The organism is Pelatocladus sp., assembly GCF_059505505.1.
On sequence record NZ_JCACKS010000261.1, the window covers coordinates 22,230 to 43,987 of the forward strand.

The window sequence follows — 21,758 nt, forward strand, 5'->3', positions numbered from 1 at the left end:
AAAATTAAATAATACTTAACTTTGCAAAATTTGTGATGACTTTCTGGAACAAATTGTCTTGTTAGTGTTATCAATGTAAAGCATAACAATTTTACTTGCTGTCTTGCTGTATTGGTGGTTAATAAAATTTCTTATTGAACCACTAAGACACAAAGACACCAAGAAAACTATATATTAATTACTGAGATATGCTCATCAGAGTTTTAATAAAATTCTTGCTATTCTTCACTTTGAGTATCACAATAGCAGGGTGTAATATATTTGGGATTAATGCTGGTAAAGAAAGATTACCAGAGGTGGCGGCTTTACCTTTACCGCAATTACCAGCATGGATTGAACAAATTAGTCCGGTTGGAGAAGCTGCACCTTTGAATCAAGTTCGGATTCGATTTAAAGAAGCTTTAATTCCAATTGAGAGTTTGGATAGTCCAGAACAGCAGAATTTATTACAAAAGTTTGCGCTTGAGCCGCCTTTACCGGGACAGTTTCGGTTTTTAACGCCGCGTATGGTAGGATTTCAAATGGATAAGGCTTTGCCAAAAGCGACGAGATTTCAAGTTACTCTCAAGGCTGGTTTGACTGATTTAAAAAATCATCGCTTAGAGAAAGATTTAGCTTGGACTTTTAATACAGAACCGATTAAACTAACTAATTTACCTGGAAAAAATCCGGTAGAAAAATCTGAGGCGGAACCGATTGATTTACAGCCGAAGTTACAAGTTACTTCTAATGTAGAATTGGATTTAGCTTCCGTAAAAGAGCATGTACAGTTAATTCCCGATGGTAAAAATAAAGGTGTAGGTTTCAAAGTCGAATTAGCAAAAGAAGATAAACCAGGAGAAAGTCAAGATCCTCTAGAAAAATTCGACCCTTCAGCCAAAAATTGGATTTATAATCTTGTACCACAGCAAAGTTTAGAAAAAGCTACTAATTACCGCTTAGAATTTGCTCAGGGTATCCGTCCAGCTTATGGGAATTTAGCGAGTGATAAATCCTTTGTGAGCAAGGTGAGTACCTATGCACCTTTGGCGTTTCAGGGAATTAAATTTTATGGACAACCAGATGCTGCGGGTGCTTACGGTAGGTTTGTCAAAGGTAGTCCACAGTTAGAGTTTAACAATGGCTTGGTTGCAGATACGGCTATTGAAAATATTCAAATTAATCCAGCACCGAAGTCAATTCCGCGTTTGATTCAAGCTAATGATAAAAACAAGATTATCAGTATCAATCCTTATGCTTTAGAACCAACTACTAATTATACAATTACGATTGGTGGTAATCTCAAAGACCAATTTGGACAAACTTTAGGTAAACCAGTTACGGTCAAGTATAACACTGGAGATTTAGCAGGAGATATTTGGGTTCCTGATGGTTTAAATATTTTCCCTGCGGGTAAAGATTTACAACTCAATATCGCGACGGTGAATCTTCCTGAAGCAAAGTATAAAGCTGCTTATCGGGTAGTGAAACCAACAGATTTAGTTTACTTTAATTCTGCTTATCCCAAAGGTGATAGTAATGATTTATTACCAAAACTTTCTGATTGGCAGAGTTTTAAGGTAGCAAGTAAGAAAAATCAGTCACTTGAGGTAAATGTACCTTTACGAGAAAAGCTAAAATCTGTCACTGGGATGTTAGCTTATGGAGTGCAGGCGCGTACTAATAAATATCAGGAAAATGGTAAGAATGTGTGGCGAGAACCCACTACTTATGGTTTGGTACAGTTAACGAATTTGGGTGTGTTTAGTCAGTGGTTTCCTGATGCGGGTTTGATTAGAGTACATCATCTTGCTGATGGTTCGCCTGTGAAAGCTGCTGATATTCAAATTTATCCATCAAAGTTAGAGGCGAAATCTCGCCCTCAACCTGTATCTTGTGCGTCAGGTAAAACTGATGAAAATGGAAGTTTGAGGTTACAAAAGGAAGATTTACAGCAATGTTTCGATAGTCAGCAAAGTTTTGTGACTCCACCACAATTGTTAGTCATTGCACGGGAAAATCAAGATTGGGCTTTTGCAAGAACGGAAGAATATAGTGGTGCTTATGGTTATGGTATTTATGCAGATTGGAATGATGGGAAACCAGTATCACGCGGAGTAATATTTTCTGATCGACAACTTTATCAACCAGGGGAAAAAGCTTGGTTAACTGGTTTTGCTGATTATTTACAAAATGGTGTCATCCAACAGGATAAAAATTCTGCTTACCAATTAACTCTGGTAAATTCAAATGGACAAAAAACAGATTTAGGTACGAAAACGACAAATGAATTTGGGACTTTCTCTGTTGAATTACCCATCAACAAAACTCAGCCTTTGGGATACTATACAATTGAAGCTAAAGGTCAGAATGGGAAAGAAATTACAGGAGAGTTTCGTGTAGCTGAGTTTAAGCCACCAAATTTTAAAGTCGAACTCAATTTAGATCAAGAATTTGCTTTAATTAATCAGAAAGTAGAAGCTAACGCTACGAGTAACTATCTATTTGGTGCGCCAACCCAAGGAGGTAAAGCTAAATATTTTGTAACTCGCCAACAAGCTAATTTTGTTCCTAAAGGTTGGGAAGAATTTAGTTTTGGTAAACAATGGTTTTGGCCGGAAGAACCTCCATCAATCACAAGTGATGTTCTGCAAACTAATACTCAACTTGATGCGAATGGTAAAACCAGTCAAACGATAACAGTGGCGAAAGATTTACCTTATCCGATGACTTACCGTGTGGATGTGGAAGTTACAGATGTTTCTAATCTTGCTGTCGCTAATTCTAAAACATTTACAGCTTTGCCGAGCGATCGCCTAATCGGATTAAAAAGTAATTTTGTCGCGGAAGCTGATAAAGCTTTCCCCATTGAAGTCATTGTAACCGACCCCACAGGCAAACCTCTATCAGGTCAACGGGTGCGTCTAGAACTCCAACAAATGAAATACAATAGCGTTACTCAGGTAGTGGAAGGTAGTCGGACGCCAAAAAACCAAGTTGAATATAAAACAGTCGGACAAACAGAAGTTACATCTGCAAACAATCCCCAATCTGTGAGTTTGACACCAACTGAATCTGGTTCCTACCGAATTCGAGCAAATTTCAGCGATTGTAGAGACGTTACATGTAACCTCTCCACCGATTTACAAATTTGGGCAACCGGAGAAAACCCGGTATACTGGGGTTCACAAGAACGTGACCATATCGAAGTTAAACTCGACAAACAAGAATTTAAACCTGGTGAAACTGCTACCGCTTTAATTCAATCTCCCTATCCCGAAGGTGAGTTATACTTTGCTGTCATCAAAGACAAACCCCTTTATCAACAAGTTATCAAAATTAAAGGCGGCGCACCACAAATTCAGTTTCCCGTTACTCCAGATATGTTACCAAATGCAGCCGTCGAAGTTGTGTTGGTGAGACAAGGTAAACCTCTTAATCAAGTCGAACCAGGTAGTATAGATAAACTTGTAAAAATTGGCTTTGCACCTTTTAAAGTCAACTTACAAGACAAGTATTTAAAGGTGGAAGTTACACCACAACTCACAACGATCGCACCAGGTACAGAACAAACTCTGCAACTAGAACTCCAAGACAACCAAGGAAACCCCGCCAAAGGACAACTTACAATTATGGCGGTGAATGAAGCAGTACTGCAACTTTCTGGTTATCGTCCACCGGATCTTGTCAATACAGTATATGCCGAACAGGCGATCGCAACTCGTTTTAGTGATAATCGTCCCCAAGTCGTCGTAGAACAAGCTTCTTTAGCTGAACCCAAAGGTTGGGGATACGGTGGTGGGCTATCTGCTGGTACTGCAAATACGCGCATCCGTAAAGATTTTCAAGCACTTGCTTACTACAACGGTTCTGTGATTACAGATGATGATGGGACAGCCCAAGTTACCTTTAAACTACCAGATGACTTAACTACGTGGCGAGTCATGGTTGTCGCTACCGACGGAAATCTGCGCTTTGGTAATGGCGAAAGTACTTTTGTGACGACAAAACCATTATTAACTAACGCCATCCTACCACAATTTGCCCGTCCCGGCGATAACTTCCAAGCAGGTTTAACCGTGACAAACAACACTGGTAAGACCGGAAATCTCAATATTAATGGTGAAGTTAGCGGTACAGTCCAGTTTACTGGCAAGAAATCTAATTGTAGAGACGTTACATGTAACGTCTCTACAACCACAAATTTGCAAACCCAAGCTTACCGCTTCCCCATAGTTGCAACTAATGTCGGAGAAAGTCAGATTCGCTTTACCACTCAGTTAAATAATACCGCCGTCGATGCCTTTGAAGTACCTTTGGAAATTCAGCCATTGACGATTACAGAACAAGTTGTAGAAACAGGCGTAACCAACAAACAAATCAAAATTCCTCTAAATGTCGAGAAAAATACCGTTCCGCAAGAAGGTGGTTTAGATATTCAATTAGCCAGTACCCTCATACCAGAAATTAAAGCACCAGCGCAGGAAGTTTGGCAGGATAACGACTTACCATTTGCAGAACCTGCGGCGAGTCAGTTGCTAATTGCTGCTAATCTGCAAACTCTCTCGGAAGAATGGGGAGCGGGGAAAGGGGAAAGGGGAAAGGGGAAAAGGGACAAGGGGAACAATTTCTCCGTTAATATTTATCCCAATCCTCAATCCCCGATCCTCGATCCCCAAATCCGCCAAGCTGTTGAAAAATTACAAAAACTCCAACTTAGCGATGGTGGTTTTGCTGCTTTCCCAGGACAAGAAAAATCCGATCCTTGGATTTCTGCTTACACAGCAGAATCTTTAGCGACAGCAAATCAAGTCTTCCCTAATTTTATCGATACCACGATGGTGTCTCGCCTCAAAGGATATTTGCAAAAAATCCTGGCGAACCCCGGAAAATACGAGTTTTGCAAACAGCAACCCTGCAAAAGCCAAATGCAACTCAACGCTTTAATCGCTTTATCAGAATTAGGAGACAAACGCAATACTTTCGTTACAGATATTTATCAACAGCGCCAAGCTTTGGATACAGTTACCCTGATTAAACTAGCGCGGTATTTATCCCAGTTGAGCGAATGGCAAGACGAGTCTCAGCTACTTTTAAAGCAGCTACAACAATATATATATGAAACTGGTCGCACCGCAACTGTCAGTTTACCCCGCAGTTGGGGATGGATGAGTTCACCAACAACAGCGCAAGCGCAAGCTTTACGGTTGTTTATTTCCCAACAGGCTAAACCAGAAATCATCGATAGACTCTTGCAAAGTCTACTCTCACTGCGACGGGATGGCACGTGGCAAACTAGTTATGATAACGCTCAAGCGCTAACCGCTTTGGTAGAATACGCTCAACTAGAACCGACATCGCCGAATTTTGTTGCTACTGTGCAATTAGCTGGAAGGAAATTGGGAGAAGCAAAATTTACACGCGGTAGTAATCCTAGTGCAGAGATCAAAGTGCCTATGGATAGATTACCCCGTGGACGTCATGATTTGCAACTGCAAAAATCCGGTCAAGGGAATTTGCATTATCTCGTCGCCTACCGCTATCGCTTACAAGGAAATCAACCAGGTAGGTATAATGGGTTACGAGTGTCGCGGGCAATTCGCGGTATTGATGAGCAAAAAATCCTGCAAAAAACCAATATTTACGCTCTTGATAAACCATTGTCTTTAAAAACAGGTCAAGTTTTTGACATTGGTTTAGAAATCATTGCTGATCATCCTGTAGAGCATGTGGTGATTACAGATCCCCTCCCAGCAGGATTTGAGGCGGTAGATGAAAGTTTTCAAACAGCCAACTCTGCATTACAAACCCCTACCGATAGTTGGGAACTTGGGTATAAAACAATCTATCGCGATCGCATTGTTGCTTATGCAGATCACTTGGAACCCGGAGTTTACAACCTTAATTACTTAGTGCGTTCTGTGACACCTGGCACTTTCAGCTATCCCGGTGCAGAAGCACACCTGCAATACGCGCCAGAAGAATTTGGACGGGCGGCGGAGTCTAAATTGATACTGGAGGAGAAATAGTTAAAAGAGCGATTCTCCAAAGGAGACGCTACGCGAACGCTTGATTGTTGAACAATACCAGATGTGAACAGAGCTATGGCACTTTTGCAATTTATATGTGTTAGTTCTTTGAACGTCGAAACCGATTCACCAACTCTTCTTGCGACAATTGCAACAGCAAACGAGTATATTCCTCCGGTGGTAACTCTAGCAAAGCTGGGATAATCGCAACAAGCTGATCATTGAGTTCACCAAAACGCGCCTTGAGCAAATTTTCCACTACAAGGCGTTGTCCCTGCTCAATCCCCTGCTCAATCCCCTGCTCAATCCCCTGCTCAATCCCTCGGCGTTCTGTCTGTTCTTCCCATTTTAAATAAGCTTGTGATAATGTCATAATCAACTCCCGATCTTCTTCATCTTGATCTGTGCTTATCTCTATGTTAATCTTCCAGTTTGCCAGTAGCCTTAATGCTGTGGAACGCCAAGGATCATCGTTAGGTAAAGCAATTACCTCATCAATTGCTTGTTTCTGTACAGCACCTTTACCCAAAATTCTCAACCAGAGTGTTTCCTGATTACGGGGTAACTGGTTGATGGCGATAATCGCTGTCTTCAAATAATCTGGTAAAAAGTAGACTCCTTCTAACCAAGAATCACGTACTTTGCCACCAAATCCGTTAATCATGGAATCTGAGGCTGAAGATGCAAGAATCCACAATTGCGGAAGTTCAGTTTCAGGAATGTTACGTTGTTCTTCTCGTTTGGCTTTGCGCTGAGAGTCAGCGTGTACCAGAAATAATTTCAGTAAGCAATTTCGTATTTCTGTTGGCGTGGGTTGGTTGCGGAACGGTTCGATAAAACAGGGAGTAGTAGCCATTCTACCCAGTAAACCCAAGTCTACAGGATTAGTTGCCTCGTAACATCATTTGAGAATCCCTGCGGCTTTAGTCCAGGGAGTACGTCAATAAAGTATTAAGCCGAGATGCTTTCCAAGTGCTATGGCTACTACTGGTATGGGAAACAATATTATTTTTACCAACAAGATGAAAATGGTTCTCTACTTTTTCTCAAAATACCTTTAAATTCTTCGTCAGAAATAACAAGATAGTGAACACCAAAGACTAATGCCACAATTGCAGGGATGTATGTCCAACAGAACAGTATGGAAATTAATCCCCATCCCCATGCACCAAGATAGAAATAGTGAACACCAAATCCACCTAGCAGAATTGCTAGAAGACCTGCTGAAACTCGGGATTTTGGTGTTTTGATTTGTTGAGATGCCGTAGGATCTGAATAGATTGCTAAAGCTTTACTACCATCTGTATCAAAATCAACTCTAATACCCTGCTCAGGAACAGTTGACAACTTCCAATCTGAGCCGCTGAATTCATATCTTTTTCCATCATCACCAGAAATCACACCCTGGTTGGTCTGGATAGAGAAGTTTAAAATTGTACCTCGCATATAGACATACCTCGTTTCTACATTTTTTGCTTAAGTTTAGAAAGTGGCTATATGTAAAAAATATAACCAAAGCAAACCTTGGATAACCAAGTATTATAATTAATACTTTTAATATTGGCATCACCGTAGTTGGGTAGCAGAACTAGATGGTATCGAGCTATGGTATGGAGCCGAGATGCTACAAAGCTTGACACTCAGCAGAGATTTGTTTTAATGGAATTAAGTGGGCAATATTTAAAGTTTTTAAATCACCATGCAAGTAAACGTCCGCCGAACAACTACCACCACTACTACCAACTCAGGAGAGTTGTGAGGCGATCGCGTTGACTTGAAATTCGATAGCATCAAATCAACCCTCCAGATAGTATCTCGGAGGGTTTTGAGTTTTTACGGTCATCCAAATTAGGAAAAAACATATGTTTATTTGTCGGTTTGTTCACCTCACTACCACTACCACCACAATCGCGCCTGGAGGGACGTGAGGATAGATGCTGTGTGCAATCGAGACTCAATCGCCCCTCTAGGTCAAATCTAGAGGGGTTTTTTATTAGTAAAAAACATTGATTTACAGGAGATACAACCATGTCTGATCATCGAGAACTAGCAAGAGTAATGGATCTATTTCACTTTGAAGAACATAGTCCGGGGATGATTTTTTGGCATCCCATTGGGTTAAAGTTGTTGCGGCTGATTGAAGACTTTATGCGAAAGGTTTACCAAGACCATAATTTTGCAGAAGTGCGATCGCCAGTAGCATTGAATCGGTCACTTTGGGAACTTTCCGGACACTGGCAAAAGTTCCGTAAAAACATGTTTATTGTAGGTAGTTCGGATGCAGAAGAAGAACCAGATTATGCATTGAAACCCATGTCCTGTCCAGCACACATCGCGATTTACAAATCCCACAAACGCAGTTATCGAGAAATACCAATGCGATTTATGGAATTTGGTATGGCTCATCGCAACGAACCTTCCGGGACGCTATCTGGTTGTATGCGTCTGCGCCAGTTTGTCCAGGATGATGCTCATATCTTTTGTCGGGAAGGCGATATTAGAAATGAGATTGGCAATTTTCTGAGCATGGTCAAACAGGTTTATGCAGCCTTTGGATATAATCACTTTTCAATTCGGATTGCTCTGCGACCAGAACAACGTCTTGGCTCAGATGAACAATGGGATCGGGCTGAGTCTGCATTGATTGAAGCAGTCCAAGCACTGGGTTACGCCTATGAACTCGCGCCTGGTGAAGGATCTTTCTACAGTCCCAAAATTGAAATCAGTATGCAAGATCATCTGGGAAGATTGTGGCAATGTGGTACGATTCAAGTCGATTTTAACTTTCCTCAACCTTTTGATTTGTCCTTTGTCAATCAAAAAGGAGATTTAGAGCAAGTAGTGATCTTGCATCAAGCAATTCTGGGTTCTTTGGAACGCTGGATTGGGATCTTGTTGGAAAACCATAATGGAGTTTTACCACTGTGGGTTGCTCCTGTGCAAATTGCCGTGGCTTCAGTTTCTGAAAAATCTGCGGATTGGGCAGAAGTGATTTTCAAAAGGCTAAAACAGATCGGGGTGAGAGTAGAATTGCATGTGAGCGATCGCACGATTGCCAAAAAGATTCGAGAACTATCTGCACGTAAAATTCCACTGATTGCTGTGGTTGGCGAAAAAGAAGCAATGAATCAATCTCTCAACTTGCGTCGTTTGGGAATTTCTGGACAGCAGGAAATTCAGCTTGCTAAGTTAGAAGCAGAATTGATCCCAATACTGTTCGGATAAGCGGTACTTTAGGAATGACCAAAATTTGTTCGCTACACACTGAAGCAAAATTCCAGCTATGTCAGCATTAATTTAAAGATGAGTAACTAGACGCAAATAAACACAACTACTTTGACTGGGTGTATCAGGATGGGGGTAAGCGATTAAATCTGCCTCTGTACCTCACACCCAGCCTTCTTCAGTCAGCTTTATTAGAAGCTCTAGTTCTCATATCGTTATCTCTTCCTTGTCTTCAAGATAGTCAATCACGGGAAAATCCCATAACCTGTGCATGATAAATATGACTTTTCCTACACCTCTACACCCTATTTTCAAGCTATCCCCTCAAGGAAAAATCACACCGGGATGAAAATCTATTCCCCAATCCCCAATCCCTGATCCTTGATCCCTAACCCTACTTACAAGATAAGACCTCTTGCAAAAATATTTTTACCCCACCCTAACCCTCCCCGTTTACGGGGCTGCGGTGTACACAGAAGTCTTATAAAGTTGCCTAGTAGCGTTTTGATCCCCCCTAACCCCCCTTAAAAAAGGGGGAACTAGAATCAAAGTCCCCCTTTTTTCTAGCGTAGCGGCGCGCCAGCGCGGGGATTTAGGGGGATCAGAGGATTTATGTGTACACCGCAGGTTTACGGGGAGGGAACTAAATCTTCCCCCCGTGAACGGGGGGATTGAGGGGGGTTCATTCGACTTTTGCAAGAGGTCTATAGAGGATTTCTCAAGTTAATACGAGGTTTCTATGAGTATAGGCAGAGCCATTCTTTTAATTGCTCTGGTTTTTCCAGGCTTAATGGTAGTAGCAACATCGATCTACGCGTACAATACTGATTATGCAACGATGGAAAGAACCGAAAGGTATGTCGAACAATTAGCAAGGCAAAGAAGGGGAAATGCAAATGATAGACAATTAGAATTAGCCTATCATCGGAGTATGGTTCATCGCATGAACGCTTTTACCAATGGTACTTGGGGTTTTATCGGCGCGACGATCGCAGCCATTGGTATACATGGATTAGCAATTACCAAAGAGGAATCTATTCAAGACCAAAAAAGATCAGGTAATTAGTATTTGTAGTTGGTGGTTGGTAGTTGCACTAACCACTAACCATTAACTTTATAAAACTTTTGAGGTCAGACAAGGCGCGATCGCGATAACGTCCGTATCGCTCTTGTTTATTTTTGATTTTTTCTCCTAATTCGGGCAAAATACCAAAGTTGGGTGGCATGGGTTGAAAATGTTTAGGTGAAGCTGAACTGATAAACTCAAACAGCGCCCCCATCATTGTTGTTGGTGGTAGGGTTAAGGCTTCTTTTCCTAACGCGATACGTGCGGCGTTTGTACCAGCTAACCATCCATCAGCAGCAGCAGCAGTGTAGCCTTCAGTACCAATTAACTGTCCAGCACCCAATAAAGTTGGACGATTTTTGAATTGTAAGCTAGATAGCATCAGCTGGGGAGCATTAATAAAGGTGTTACGGTGCATGACCCCCAACCGTACAAATTCGGCATTTTCTAAGCCGGGAATCATGCGAAAGACACGTTTTTGTTCACCCCAGCGCAGGTTAGTTTGGAATCCAACCATATTCCAAAGTTGTCCGGCTTTGTCTTCTTGTCGTAGTTGCACTACAGCATAGGATCGTTCACCTGTGCGAGTATCTGACAATCCTACTGGCTTTAAAGGCCCGTAGCGCATTGTATCTTCTCCTCGGTGTGCCTGTTCTTCAATGGGCAGACAAGCTTCAAAAAATTTCGCTGTTTCTCGCTCAAAGTCCTTTAATTCTGTTTGTTCGGCGTTACGCAGTTCTTGCCAAAACTGGAGATATTGCTCTTTGTTCATCGGACAGTTGAGATAAGCTGCTTCGCCTTTGTCGTAGCGAGAGGCGAGAAAAGCGATGTCATGGTTGATGGTTTCACCCACAACAATCGGACTCGCAGCATCAAAAAAGCTGAGATATTCCATCCCCGTGAAGCGGCGCAAGTCTTCGGCTAAGTCGGGACTGGTTAAAGGGCCTGTTGCTAAAACAACAATTCCTTCCGGGATAGCACGTAGTTCTTCCCGACGCAACTCAATTAAAGGATGTTGAGCAAGAGTTTGTGTCAAATCTTGGCTAAATTGTCCCCGATCAACTGCTAGCGCCCCTCCAGCAGGAACTTGGTGTTCATCAGCTTTGCTAATTACAATCGATTTTAATTGTCGTAGTTCTTCATGTAATAAACCAGTCGCGCGATCGCTTGCCATTGCGCCAAAAGAATTGCTACAAACTAATTCCGCTAAGTGTTCCGTGTGGTGAGCAGGACTAAAGCGTTGCGGACGCATTTCATACAAAATTACTGGTATTCCCGCTTGGGCGATTTGCCAAGCTGCTTCCGTTCCAGCGAGTCCACCTCCTATGACTGTGATCGGTTGCTTTTCCATAGTTAAATTTTTGAATTCTAGTTTCGTTAAAGATAATTTACTGGGAATTTTGTATATCAACAATCATAGATGATTCGCTGTCATCAGGTAGGCGTGATGGCTATCTTGTCTATTTAATTAACATTGATAAAATTTAGTGCGTCACCTTGAAAACTTTTTAATATTTGTATAATTTACAACTAAACATACCGTGTCAGTGTATGTCTATCAAATATTTGTGTAAACTAGCAAATACAGTTGATACGAGTGTGATTCATAGTTGGATCAGTGCGATCGCACTGAGGAAGTATTCATCTAAAATATAATTAGGATTGAATTTAGTATTTAATTTGGTGCTGAAGCTCCTATGATCAACCTAGAGAATATTCACTCGCTCACAGATTTCAAGCGCAATGTCAAACAGTTTCTAGAACGTATCAAAGCAACGAAATCTCCCCTCATTCTGACTGTTAATGGTAAAGCAGAAATTGTTGTCCAGGATGCTAGTGCATTTCAAGAAATGACAGATAGGCTTCAACATGTAGAAGAAGAACTACGAAAGCTAAAGCTAGAAGCGTTGCAGCGTGATATTGCGATTGGAGCCGAGCAACTGAAGAATGGTCAGTACACCGAATATGATGATGAGTCGTTACCTAGTTTGCTGGAAACCATCAAAGCACGAGGACAGCGCCAGCTGCTTCAGGAACAATCAGAATGAATCGCTACAGACTTTCTCAACAAGCCGAACAAGACTTGGAAGATATTTGGATTTACCTCGCTCAACAAAATCAACTTGCAGCCGATAAACAGATTGCTCAAATTCTTGACCGCTTTCCCATGCTGGCCCAATTCCCTGATATGGGTATAAAGCGAGATGATTTGCTAGAGGGACTCAGAAACTTTCCTGTCAAACCCTACATTGTGTTTTATACAAAAATTTCTGACAGCATAGAAATTGTGAGAATATTGCATAAATCAAGAAATATTGAAAGTCAGTTTTCCTAGTCTTTAGTATTTATTCTTGACATATTTATTCTCTATTGTGCATGATTGGCACGAGCAATTTCACGTTGTCTTAACTTCATCAGAACCCGCTTAAATTGTTCAAAATCTTCTTGGCTCAATTCTGTTTTTTGCCATGCTGGACGTTGCATTAAGCGTTCAAACCAATCATTTAAATTAGGATAATTACTAAAATTCATTCCTAATTTAGGAAATAAAGATATATCTGTACCGAGAACAATATCTGCCAAGCTTAACTGCTCACCACCAAAAAAAGAGTTATTACCTAGAGTTGTCATCAAAAATTTGAATACAGTATCTAGATGCTGCTTTGCTTGGATAAATTTTGGTGAATCTTCTGTTTCAAAAATTAAAGCAACCATTTTTGGCAATAGTTCATTTGTAGATACCATTTGCACCATTCTGACAGTTGCTACTGCTTCAGCATTTTTTGGTAATAATCTCGGTTGAGGATATTTTGTTTCTAAATAATCTAAAATAGCCAGTGATTCTAACATCCGAAAATTATCATCAACGATAACAGGAATGTGATGAAATGGATTTAGTTCTAAATAATCTGGTTGTAATTGATCACCATCTAATTTCATTAAAATTGGCTCAAAAGCGATTTCTTTTTCTAGCAGAGTTCGCCATACACGACGAGCCATTGGCGATCGCGGATTATAGTAAAATTTGAGCATGTTCATTTCCTCCTATAAAAGATATAGCAATATAGCTTAAGACCGTCCGGTCTGCAAAAATACAAAAAAATATATTTGATAAATTCAAAACAACTTAAGTTTGTAAATTGTCGTTCATATAATCATTTAAATGTTTGATTGCTCTATCTAAATGAATCTCATCTCCGTATAATTTACTCATCATTACGGCTCCTTCGAGCATGGCAATCATAATAGTTGCAAATTCATCAGCGTTAACCGTGGGACGCACCTCTCCTCTTTCAATTCCCTTTTCAATAATTAAACAAATCAGTTCGCGCCAAGAATCCATTGCTTGTTGAGCGCGTTTCCGTAACGCTGGATGTGTATCATCACTTTCAATCGCAGTGTTCAACAATGGACATCCTCCCTTGATGGGTGAATGGTTTATGTATCTGTGAAATACACCCATGATTGCTTGCAAACGCTCGATCGCATGATGCTTACTTCGCCAAGCATCTCTGTAAAGCTTTTTAATTTGAGCGATCGCATAATCAAAAGCCTGTAGCGCTAATTCATCTTTGCTGCTGAAATGATTATATATACCTCCTTTTTGCAAACCTGTTACCCGCATTATGTCTGATATAGACGAACCAGCATACCCCTGTTGATTAAACAGTTCGGCTGCTTGTTGGAGAATTTTTGCTTTTGTTTCTTCGCCTTTAGACATTAAATATTTTCAGACCCATTAGTCTGATTAAAAATAGCATGATAAATGATTTTCGGTCAAGCATTGTTTCATAGAGGCGTTAAAGATATACGCCTCTAATTTATTTGTACCGACTTACTTAGACTACTATAAGTAAGTTATACTATTAGTTGGTAAACTGACTATATGCCTGTAAAGATCAAACTCAAACAGCTAAGAGAAGACAAAGGCTTGTCTCAGAATGCGTTAGCACGACAGCTAGAGATGTCACTTGCGAATATTCAAAAAATCGAATACGGCAAAGCAAAATCTATTCCGCTTGATACCTTAGAGAAAATTTGCCTGGCGCTCGATTGTGAAATAGGTGATTTATTAGTAATTGTTAAATCACCACTTAGCCAAGACGAGCATTAAAGCTTTATGTCATACTTTTCTGACATTTCATTAATCGTTATACGTGAATAATGAAGATATTAGACATATTAAAATATATGGAGGGTTTTACCTCTCGACATAAAATCAGCATAAAACCCTCAATTTTTGCGGTATTATCCCACTTAGCAATAAATTGATTGCTTATCTCATCGCTGATGTTCGTTAATACGTAATGAAATCAAAATAGAACGCCACAGGCAATCACGCCCAAAACGAAGGGATGAAAAATCGACCATTATGCAAAACGATAAACACAGATTAGATAAGGGACAGTTATATTTCCAATCCCCAATCTCTAATTTTTAATTTTTGATTTTTAATTTTTAATTGTTTTCTCCCCCTGTTTCCCTGACAACAGGGGTTTTCGCTAAGTATTTCTTCCTACTTTTAGCAGTGTTTTTAGTGAAACAAACGCTTTTTTCCCAGAACAAATCCTGAAATCCATATAAATTAATGGTTTCATCTATCCACTTCTGGCTTGAACACTTTAGAATGATTCATTGAAAAGTTGAGCCTATGAGAGTTACAGGAATTTTAAGCAAAAATACTCTTACAGGTCGCTTTTGTAAATCTCAAAACAGGGATTTAGGTAGAGATGCGTCAAATGCATCTGTACGAAATCTCAAGTAAACCTCAAGGAGTTTGACATGAATAAAGGTGAATTAGTTGATGCAGTATCTGAAAAGGCTAGCGTGACCAAAAAACAAGCGGATGCTGTCTTGACTGCTGCTTTGGAAACTATCATTGAAGCAGTTTCCTCTGGCGATAAAGTGACCCTAGTAGGATTTGGTTCTTTTGAATCACGGGAACGCAAAGCCCGCGAAGGACGTAACCCCAAAACCAACGAAAAGATGGAAATTCCTGCGACAAAGGTTCCTGCCTTCTCGGCAGGTAAGCTGTTTAGAGAGAAAGTTGCACCCCCAAAATCTTAGTCAATGATGTTTTTGTAGGGAAATCTTTTTTGATGCGGCAAATGGCACATGGGGGAAATTTAGCTTGGGCAGCAGCAATAGCTGGCTGTTCCCCTAGTGCTATTGTTGATTTTTCTGCCAGTATCAGTCCTTTGGGACCTCCAAGCAGTGCATTAGTTGCTATTGAGTCTCAACTGGTCAATCTTCGGCACTATCCAGAACCAGATTATTTTGAACTGAGGCTGGCTCTAAGTGAGTTTCATCAACTGCCGCCAGAGTGGATTCTGCCGGGTAACGGCTCGGCAGAATTACTAACTCTGGCGGGGAAGGAATTGGCAGAATTAGCCGCAACAGCTTTTATGACTCCAGCCTTTGGCGATTACAACCGATCGCTAGCGGCATACAACGCTAAAGTGCTGGAATTTCCTCTTTCCTCAGTCATTGATCAAGAGTCATTTTTTGTGAGTGATTTGTCATCTATTCTTGACACAGAGCAAATCACACAGGACAAAGGACTTCTTCTCAATAACCCCCATAATCCAACAGGAAAGTTATTCGCAAAACAAGCCATTCTGCCTTATCTAGAGAAATTTGCTTTAGTCGTGGTGGATGAAGCATTTATGGATTTTCTACCTCCAGATCAGCAACAAAGCATAATTGGAGAAGTAGAAAAATACCCCAATTTAGTCATTTTGCGATCGCTCACTAAGTTCTATAGTCTCCCTGGACTAAGGTTAGGTTATGCGATCGCTCACCCTGATCGTTTGCGACGTTGGCAGTCTTGGCGCGACCCCTGGCCTGTCAACATTCTTGCTCAAGCCGCAGCAGTTGCTGTAGTTAGTGATCGAGACTTTCAGGAGCAAACTTGGACGTGGCTAGAACCAACACGAAACCATCTGTTTAAAGATTTAGCTCAAATTCCAGGTTTGCAACCCCTGCCCAGTGCTGCTAACTTTTTATTAGTGAAATCACAGTACTCTAGTCTGGAATTGCAGCAACAACTACTCAAGCATCATCGAATTTTTATTCGCGACTGCTTGAGTTTTCCTGAACTTGGCGATCGCTATTTCCGGGTTGCTGTCCGCTTATCCTCAGAAAATCAGCGTTTATTAGACGCGATCGCTTTAGTCAAAGGACAAACAACGTGACTGTTGACTACGATGTCGTAATTATTGGTGGTAGCTTTGCAGGGCGTTCTGCTGCCTTAATGGCCACCCAACTTAAAGCTAAAGTTGCTTTAGTAGAACCTAAAATAGATTACGGATTTATTCATCACCAGGTTTTGAGCGAAGTCGGCAGACTTTCCCAAGGCTTAAGTTATGCTGCTCAATTGGGAATTGGTGTTTCCAAGCCTCCAGATATTTTTTATCCTACAGGTGTTTACAACGGCACAATTAATAGTTCAACGGAAAAAACAGAGGAATTTTCCCAGCAAGATCCTTTCACGAATATATCTTTAGGAAAATCTCAAACATCTGTAGAGTGGTCAGAAGCATTACTTTATGCTCGTGGTATTAGTTCTAATTTAGAAGAACAAAATTCACCTGCTGTATTGGCAGCTCAAGGTGTTGATGTCATTATTGGCAAAGGGCAATTTCAAGCTTCACCAGATTTAGTATTTGTTGTTAATAATCGTTCACTACGCGCACGTATCTATTTATTAGCTAGTGGTTCAGTTCCTGTAATTCCAGATATTGAAGGTTTGCAAAAAACTGGTTTTCTTACTCTCTCGGAAATTTGGCAATCTCTGGCGAGTTCTACACCACCTAAGAATTGGGCAATTATTGGTGGTATTCCCCAAAGCATTGAGGTAGCACAAACTTTGGTGCGCTTGGGTTGCAGTGTCACATTAGTAACTCATCATCCTTCGATCATTCGTCATACTGATCCTGAAGTTGCTCAAATTCTCCAAGCACAGTTAGAAGCGGAAGGTGTGCATGTCCTGACAAACACAACAGTCACTCAGGTACGGTTGATAGAAGATAAAAAATGGCTACAAGCAGGAAACAAAGCCATTGAAACCGATGAAATTTTAGTGGCGATCGCACAGCAACCGAATATTGAATCCCTCAACTTAGCAGCTGTGGGTGTGAAATGGCGTCACCAGCACTTGGTAGTAAATGAAAAACTACAAACAACTAACCATCAAATTTATGCCTGTGGTGATGTCATCGGTGGTTATGAATTTCCTCACATTGCTAATTATGAAGCAAGAATTGCCTTAAAAAATGCTTTGTTTTTACCTTTGTCTAAAGTTAATTATTATTGCGTTCCCTGGGGAGTATTTTCTCACCCAAGACTGGCACAAGTTGGTTGGACAGAGACACAAGCAAAACGCCAGTATGGTAAAAACGAAATTATCGTGTTACGACAGTATTTTAAAACCGTGACAGCAGCTCAAATTCAGCAAGAAATCACGGGTATTTGTAAATTAATTGTTCGACGTCATGGAGAAATTTTAGGGGCTGTGGTATTGGGAGTAACAGCAAATGAATTAATTAATATTATTGCTTTAGCGATCACTCAAAAAATTAAAATTAATCAGATAGCAAATTTAGCTCCCATATTTCCCAGTTTTTCAGAAATTTTAGAACAAACCGCCAGACAGTGGCATCAGCAAAAATTACAAAATAATACAAAATTGCAAGATTTATTAGAAAGTTTCTTCCACTTTCGGCGTGATTGGAAAATATGAGATCACTTAAGAACAATTTCATACAGGAATTAAGAGCTATTGACGAAAAAGATTTTTGAGGATTTATCATCCCTGAATTAGGTTATTTTGCGAGTCACAAAAGCTAGTTTACGAGTCGCAAAAGTTTAGTTTGCGAGTTGCAAAAGCTAGTTTACAATCATCGGTAACTCTGATCAAAGCACCAATTTGTGAACACTAGACTGATAACTCACTAACAACTAACCACTAATTTTTTTTATTCTTTCCTTCTGATATTGAAATACTACCAATACCTTGTAAAATACCACGAACAACTAAACCCAAACCTCGACCGACTATTTTTGTGAGTAAAAACACAACTCCACTTCCTAAGAAAGATAATAATGATTTTAAAGGCGGAGCGATCGCATCATTAAATTCTAGTCCTAATGTGACTCCTAAAGGAATACCCGAAAGTTCTTCTAACTCTTGGCGACGAGGAGCGTAAATAGATGTTTTGGCGATACCACGTGGAGCAAATACAAATAGTTCATAGCGACTTTCAAAAATTGCTTTGGGTTCGGTAACTAAGTTTCTGACGCGGTATTTCCAAGATAAACTATTTCTAAAGCGTTCAATGTCTCGTGTGGGAATAAACTTACGGTCATAAAAATTCAGTTTAATATCTTCTATATCTCCCAAATAATTCAGTAGAGGTTGGATGACAGCATTTCCTACTTGAATTAGCAAGTTTTCTAATAACATCTCTGCATTTTGATTAGCTTCAAAACTTCCCGCAGAAAGATTAGTATTATTAATGGTTAAATCTGTTTGAAATAGTAAGTAAGAAAATAAATCAACCAACAAGGGAATTTTATTCATAATTCCTGTTTGTACTACTCCCGAAGTTTGGGAAATCACACTGACAATTTCGACTTGGTTATTACCAACTTTGACACGAGAAAATTTACCAAAAAAATCCGTGACAACTTCCTTCCATAATTCATATAAAATTGCATTTTTTATTTCTGGTAATTGATGAATTTCAATTTGGGAACTACGTAATTCATCCAGAGTATCAGCAACTTTTTGCAAAATCAGATACAGTAATTCTCGTTTTTTATCTGAGCGTAATATATCTATTTCTAAAGACTCATCTGTAATATTTTGCAAAGGAAATTGCAGTTTATTTATACAAGATGTAAATAAAGTTGCTTGTAATGCTCTGGGGCTAAGTAGAGAGGGGGTATATGGGATAATGGTGCGATCGCTTGGAATATTTTCTACTGGTGGTGGTAATTGCTCAACACCTTGAGATTCAGTTTGGTCATTTATTTGCTCAGACTGCGATGTTGATGTTGTCAATAAATGATTAATCAACCAACGAGCAGCTAATAACTCTCGTTGTTGTCCAGCTAGTACTGCTCTTTCTAATATCGACTGTCCAGGAACCAGCAATTTTGTTGTTATTGCCGCTAAGTTAGCATTTATTTGAGCATTTCCTGACAAACGCCAGTTTTCTAATAGCCGAGTCAGAAAACGGTGGGGAGATGGGGAGGTGGGGAGATTGGGAGATGGCGGTGATTCTTCTGTTGTGTCATTTAACCCATACCAATAAGTATCACCATTTGCAACTGTTTGCATAATGGCAACTAGGTCAGTAACAGGCGTACCTTTAGGACAGTAACCGTCTATACCAATCGCCTTGGCTGCTAATAGTAGCCCTTGGTCTTGCAAGGAACTCAATAACAATACAGGTAAATTTGGATACTGGGCTTTGAGTTGCCGACATAGTTGTAAACCCAGTTGTTGACTGTTGATCGAGCGATTATTACCTAGTTCTAAGACAACTAAATTTATACTTGTCGGGTCTTGTTGGGCAAACTCTGCGAGAATCTGCAAGACAGCAGTATTTGTTTGTGCCTCTGATACTATTTGTAAGTTGGAAAATTCTTCTAGAGCAACTCGTAACCCTAGCCGGAAGATGGGGTCTTGGTCAACTAGCAATAATTTCAGAGGGCGATCGCTCATAATTCAAAATATAGTGTAACGCTGTTTTTTGAAATTACAGCTTCGATACTTAAATCATTTTCCCCTTTGTCGCCCAAACATTTGTGAATTCAGAGCAAAAACTTTGAATTGTTAACTACGCTAACAATCCCACCCTTTGAAGGAGTGGGATTGTTAGTTAACCAACGTCAATTTTCACACGAGAGTAAAACCGTTCTAGAACTTCTTTAAATCTTTCACCGTTGGGCCGTGTAGGACTTCCCCATTGCAACTGAAACGTGAACCGTGACAGGGACAGTCCCAACTTTTCTCAGCGCTGTTCCAAGCAACAACACAACCCAAGTGAGGACACACCGCAGAAACAGCGTGTATTTTTCCTGTTTCATCTCGATAAGCAGCTACCTTCTCACCATCGACAGTGACTAATTCTCCTTCACCAATCGCCACATCTGCCAAAGATTTATTCAATCCCTTGAGGCGATCGCCTACCCAATGAGTACCAACTTCCAAGTTTTGCTTTATACCTTGGGGACTGACAAAAGGAGTGGCGCGGGTTGCATCGTACAAATCAGCCGCAGGATTTTTAATACCTAAAATATTGTCTGCAAGTATCATTCCAGATAGAGTTCCTTGAGTCATACCCCACAGACTAAACCCAGTTGCTACAAAGGTATGCTTGCTTAAAGGAGTTAGTTTTCCTACGTAAGGTATTCTATCAAAAGATACAAAATCCTGGGTAGACCAACGATAATCAATTGATTCAACATCAAAGCGAGAACGGGCATAATTTTCTAAATCGAGATATTTTTCTTCGGTATTTTTCACTGTTCCCACTTTATGACCGCCGCCACCAACAAGCAACAATAAGCCATCCTTGTCAGGAGTGGTACGAATAGAGTAGTATTTTTCCCCGGTTCCTATATATATTCCATGAGGTGCTTTATGCTCCGCGATACGCGCACCAATAATGTAAGAACGTTTGGGGTAAGTTTTCGCGAAAAATAATCCCTCATCGGTAATAGGGATATTAGTTGCAACTATGACATCCTGTGCCTGAATAATTCCTTTATCGGTAATAACTTGGCAAAAATTATTTTCCTCTACTTTCTGTACTCTTGTATTTTCAAATACATAACTCCCATCACCAGGAATCTGCTTGATCAGATGTAACAGGTATTTGCGAGAGTGAAATTGCGCTTGGTTGTCAAACTTAACAGCACCAGCAATAGGAAAAGGTAGGGAAGTTTCCAGAACAAATGTTGCGGGTAGTCCTAATTTTAATGCTGCTTCTACTTCTTTTTCAATGTCCTTGAGATTATCTTTGGTTTCTGCAAATGTATAGGCACTTTGGCGACTAAAGTCACAGTCAATTTGTTCTTCGCTAACCATTTTAGCAACGAATTCTAGTGCTGCTTGGTTTGACTGTGCATATATTCGTGCCTTTTCTTCACCATGATTTTTAATCAAATCTGCATAAATCAATTGGTGAAGCGAAGTAAGTTTGGCTGTAGTATGACCACTAACACCAGTAGATATTTGTTGCGATTCAATTACCGCAACAGTTTTACCTGCGCGTTTCAGTAATGTTGCAGCAGTGATTCCCGCAATACCTGCGCCAACAATTGCAACATCTACAGATAGATTATTGCTAAGTGGTGAAAAATTAGCTGTAGGTGTCGAGTCAATCCAGTAAGATATGTGTTTTCCTGATAGATTAGACATATTTTTTCGAGATAGGGTTGAAAAGATG

At 40.2% G+C, this 21,758-nt stretch carries 16 protein-coding genes; 9 read left to right on the top strand and 7 right to left on the bottom strand.

The window, feature by feature from the left end; translation table 11 throughout:
- Window positions 1–188: 188 nt before the first annotated feature.
- A complete protein-coding gene (locus AC5JMK_RS27480) occupies window positions 189–6,008 on the top strand; it encodes an alpha-2-macroglobulin family protein (RefSeq protein WP_495911434.1) in 5,820 nt (1,939 codons plus the stop codon).
- 100 nt (window positions 6,009–6,108) lie between these two features.
- On the opposite strand, the gene AC5JMK_RS27485 is transcribed toward AC5JMK_RS27480, so the two are convergent.
- Window positions 6,109–6,864: an RpnC/YadD family protein gene (locus tag AC5JMK_RS27485; protein ID WP_495911435.1), complete on the bottom strand. Its 756-nt coding sequence runs from the start codon at window positions 6,862–6,864 to the stop codon at window positions 6,109–6,111.
- 155 nt (window positions 6,865–7,019) lie between these two features.
- Window positions 7,020–7,454: a TM2 domain-containing protein gene (locus AC5JMK_RS27490; protein WP_096677528.1), complete on the bottom strand. Its 435-nt coding sequence runs from the start codon at window positions 7,452–7,454 to the stop codon at window positions 7,020–7,022.
- A gap of 582 nt (window positions 7,455–8,036) precedes the next feature.
- On the opposite strand from AC5JMK_RS27490, the gene thrS reads away from it, so the two are divergent.
- Together thrS and AC5JMK_RS27500 are read left to right on the top strand one after the other, a co-directional pair.
- Window positions 8,037–9,233 (top strand): threonine--tRNA ligase, encoded by a 1,197-nt coding sequence (gene thrS / locus AC5JMK_RS27495; protein WP_495911436.1) that lies wholly within the window; start codon window positions 8,037–8,039, stop codon window positions 9,231–9,233.
- A gap of 739 nt (window positions 9,234–9,972) precedes the next feature.
- Entirely contained in the window at window positions 9,973–10,299 is a 327-nt protein-coding gene (locus AC5JMK_RS27500) for a hypothetical protein (protein WP_096677530.1), read from the top strand.
- 28 nt (window positions 10,300–10,327) lie between these two features.
- Here the strand turns inward: AC5JMK_RS27500 and trmFO are convergent, their stop codons facing one another.
- Window positions 10,328–11,650 carry an FADH(2)-oxidizing methylenetetrahydrofolate--tRNA-(uracil(54)-C(5))-methyltransferase TrmFO gene (gene trmFO / locus AC5JMK_RS27505; protein WP_495911437.1) on the bottom strand — a complete coding sequence of 441 codons (1,323 nt, stop codon included), beginning with the start codon at window positions 11,648–11,650 and terminating at the stop codon, window positions 10,328–10,330.
- A 346-nt stretch (window positions 11,651–11,996) separates the two neighbouring features.
- Here trmFO and AC5JMK_RS27510 point away from each other — a divergent pair, with 346 nt between their 5' ends.
- Both AC5JMK_RS27510 and AC5JMK_RS27515 read left to right on the top strand, forming a co-directional pair.
- Window positions 11,997–12,347, top strand: coding sequence for a type II toxin-antitoxin system Phd/YefM family antitoxin (locus AC5JMK_RS27510; protein WP_096677532.1), 351 nt, complete (start codon window positions 11,997–11,999; stop codon window positions 12,345–12,347).
- On the top strand, window positions 12,344–12,634 hold the full coding sequence (locus tag AC5JMK_RS27515; RefSeq protein WP_096677533.1) for a type II toxin-antitoxin system RelE/ParE family toxin: 291 nt from the start codon (window positions 12,344–12,346) through the stop codon (window positions 12,632–12,634). The genes AC5JMK_RS27510 and AC5JMK_RS27515 overlap by 4 nt, the downstream gene beginning before the upstream one ends.
- Window positions 12,635–12,666: 32 nt before the next feature.
- On the opposite strand, the gene AC5JMK_RS27520 is transcribed toward AC5JMK_RS27515, so the two are convergent.
- Window positions 12,667–13,332, bottom strand: coding sequence for a glutathione S-transferase family protein (locus AC5JMK_RS27520; protein WP_495911438.1), 666 nt, complete (start codon window positions 13,330–13,332; stop codon window positions 12,667–12,669).
- A 94-nt stretch (window positions 13,333–13,426) separates the two neighbouring features.
- A complete protein-coding gene (locus AC5JMK_RS27525) occupies window positions 13,427–14,020 on the bottom strand; it encodes a TetR/AcrR family transcriptional regulator (RefSeq protein WP_096677535.1) in 594 nt (197 codons plus the stop codon).
- A gap of 165 nt (window positions 14,021–14,185) precedes the next feature.
- Here AC5JMK_RS27525 and AC5JMK_RS27530 point away from each other — a divergent pair, with 165 nt between their 5' ends.
- The 4 genes from AC5JMK_RS27530 (at window position 14,186) to AC5JMK_RS27545 (ending at window position 18,040) form a co-directional block, all read left to right on the top strand.
- Window positions 14,186–14,413: a helix-turn-helix domain-containing protein gene (locus AC5JMK_RS27530; RefSeq protein WP_096677536.1), complete on the top strand. Its 228-nt coding sequence runs from the start codon at window positions 14,186–14,188 to the stop codon at window positions 14,411–14,413.
- Window positions 14,414–15,081: 668 nt separating this feature from the next.
- Window positions 15,082–15,366 (top strand): HU family DNA-binding protein, encoded by a 285-nt coding sequence (locus tag AC5JMK_RS27535; RefSeq protein WP_096677537.1) that lies wholly within the window; start codon window positions 15,082–15,084, stop codon window positions 15,364–15,366.
- Between the two features lie 32 nt (window positions 15,367–15,398).
- The gene (gene cobD, locus AC5JMK_RS27540) at window positions 15,399–16,493 is read left to right on the top strand and encodes a threonine-phosphate decarboxylase CobD (protein WP_096677538.1); all 1,095 of its coding nucleotides are present in this window, start codon (window positions 15,399–15,401) and stop codon (window positions 16,491–16,493) included.
- Window positions 16,490–18,040, top strand: a complete 1,551-nt coding sequence (locus AC5JMK_RS27545) for a dihydrolipoyl dehydrogenase family protein (protein ID WP_495911439.1) — start codon at window positions 16,490–16,492, stop codon at window positions 18,038–18,040. Before cobD ends, AC5JMK_RS27545 begins: the two co-directional genes overlap by 4 nt.
- A 225-nt stretch (window positions 18,041–18,265) precedes the next feature.
- On the opposite strand, the gene AC5JMK_RS27550 is transcribed toward AC5JMK_RS27545, so the two are convergent.
- Both AC5JMK_RS27550 and AC5JMK_RS27555 read right to left on the bottom strand, forming a co-directional pair.
- On the bottom strand, window positions 18,266–20,029 hold the full coding sequence (locus AC5JMK_RS27550; protein WP_495911440.1) for a DUF3685 domain-containing protein: 1,764 nt from the start codon (window positions 20,027–20,029) through the stop codon (window positions 18,266–18,268).
- Window positions 20,030–20,224: 195 nt separating this feature from the next.
- Window positions 20,225–21,730, bottom strand: a complete 1,506-nt coding sequence (locus AC5JMK_RS27555; RefSeq protein WP_096677541.1) for an FAD-dependent oxidoreductase — start codon at window positions 21,728–21,730, stop codon at window positions 20,225–20,227.
- Between the last annotated feature and the right edge of the window lie 28 nt (window positions 21,731–21,758).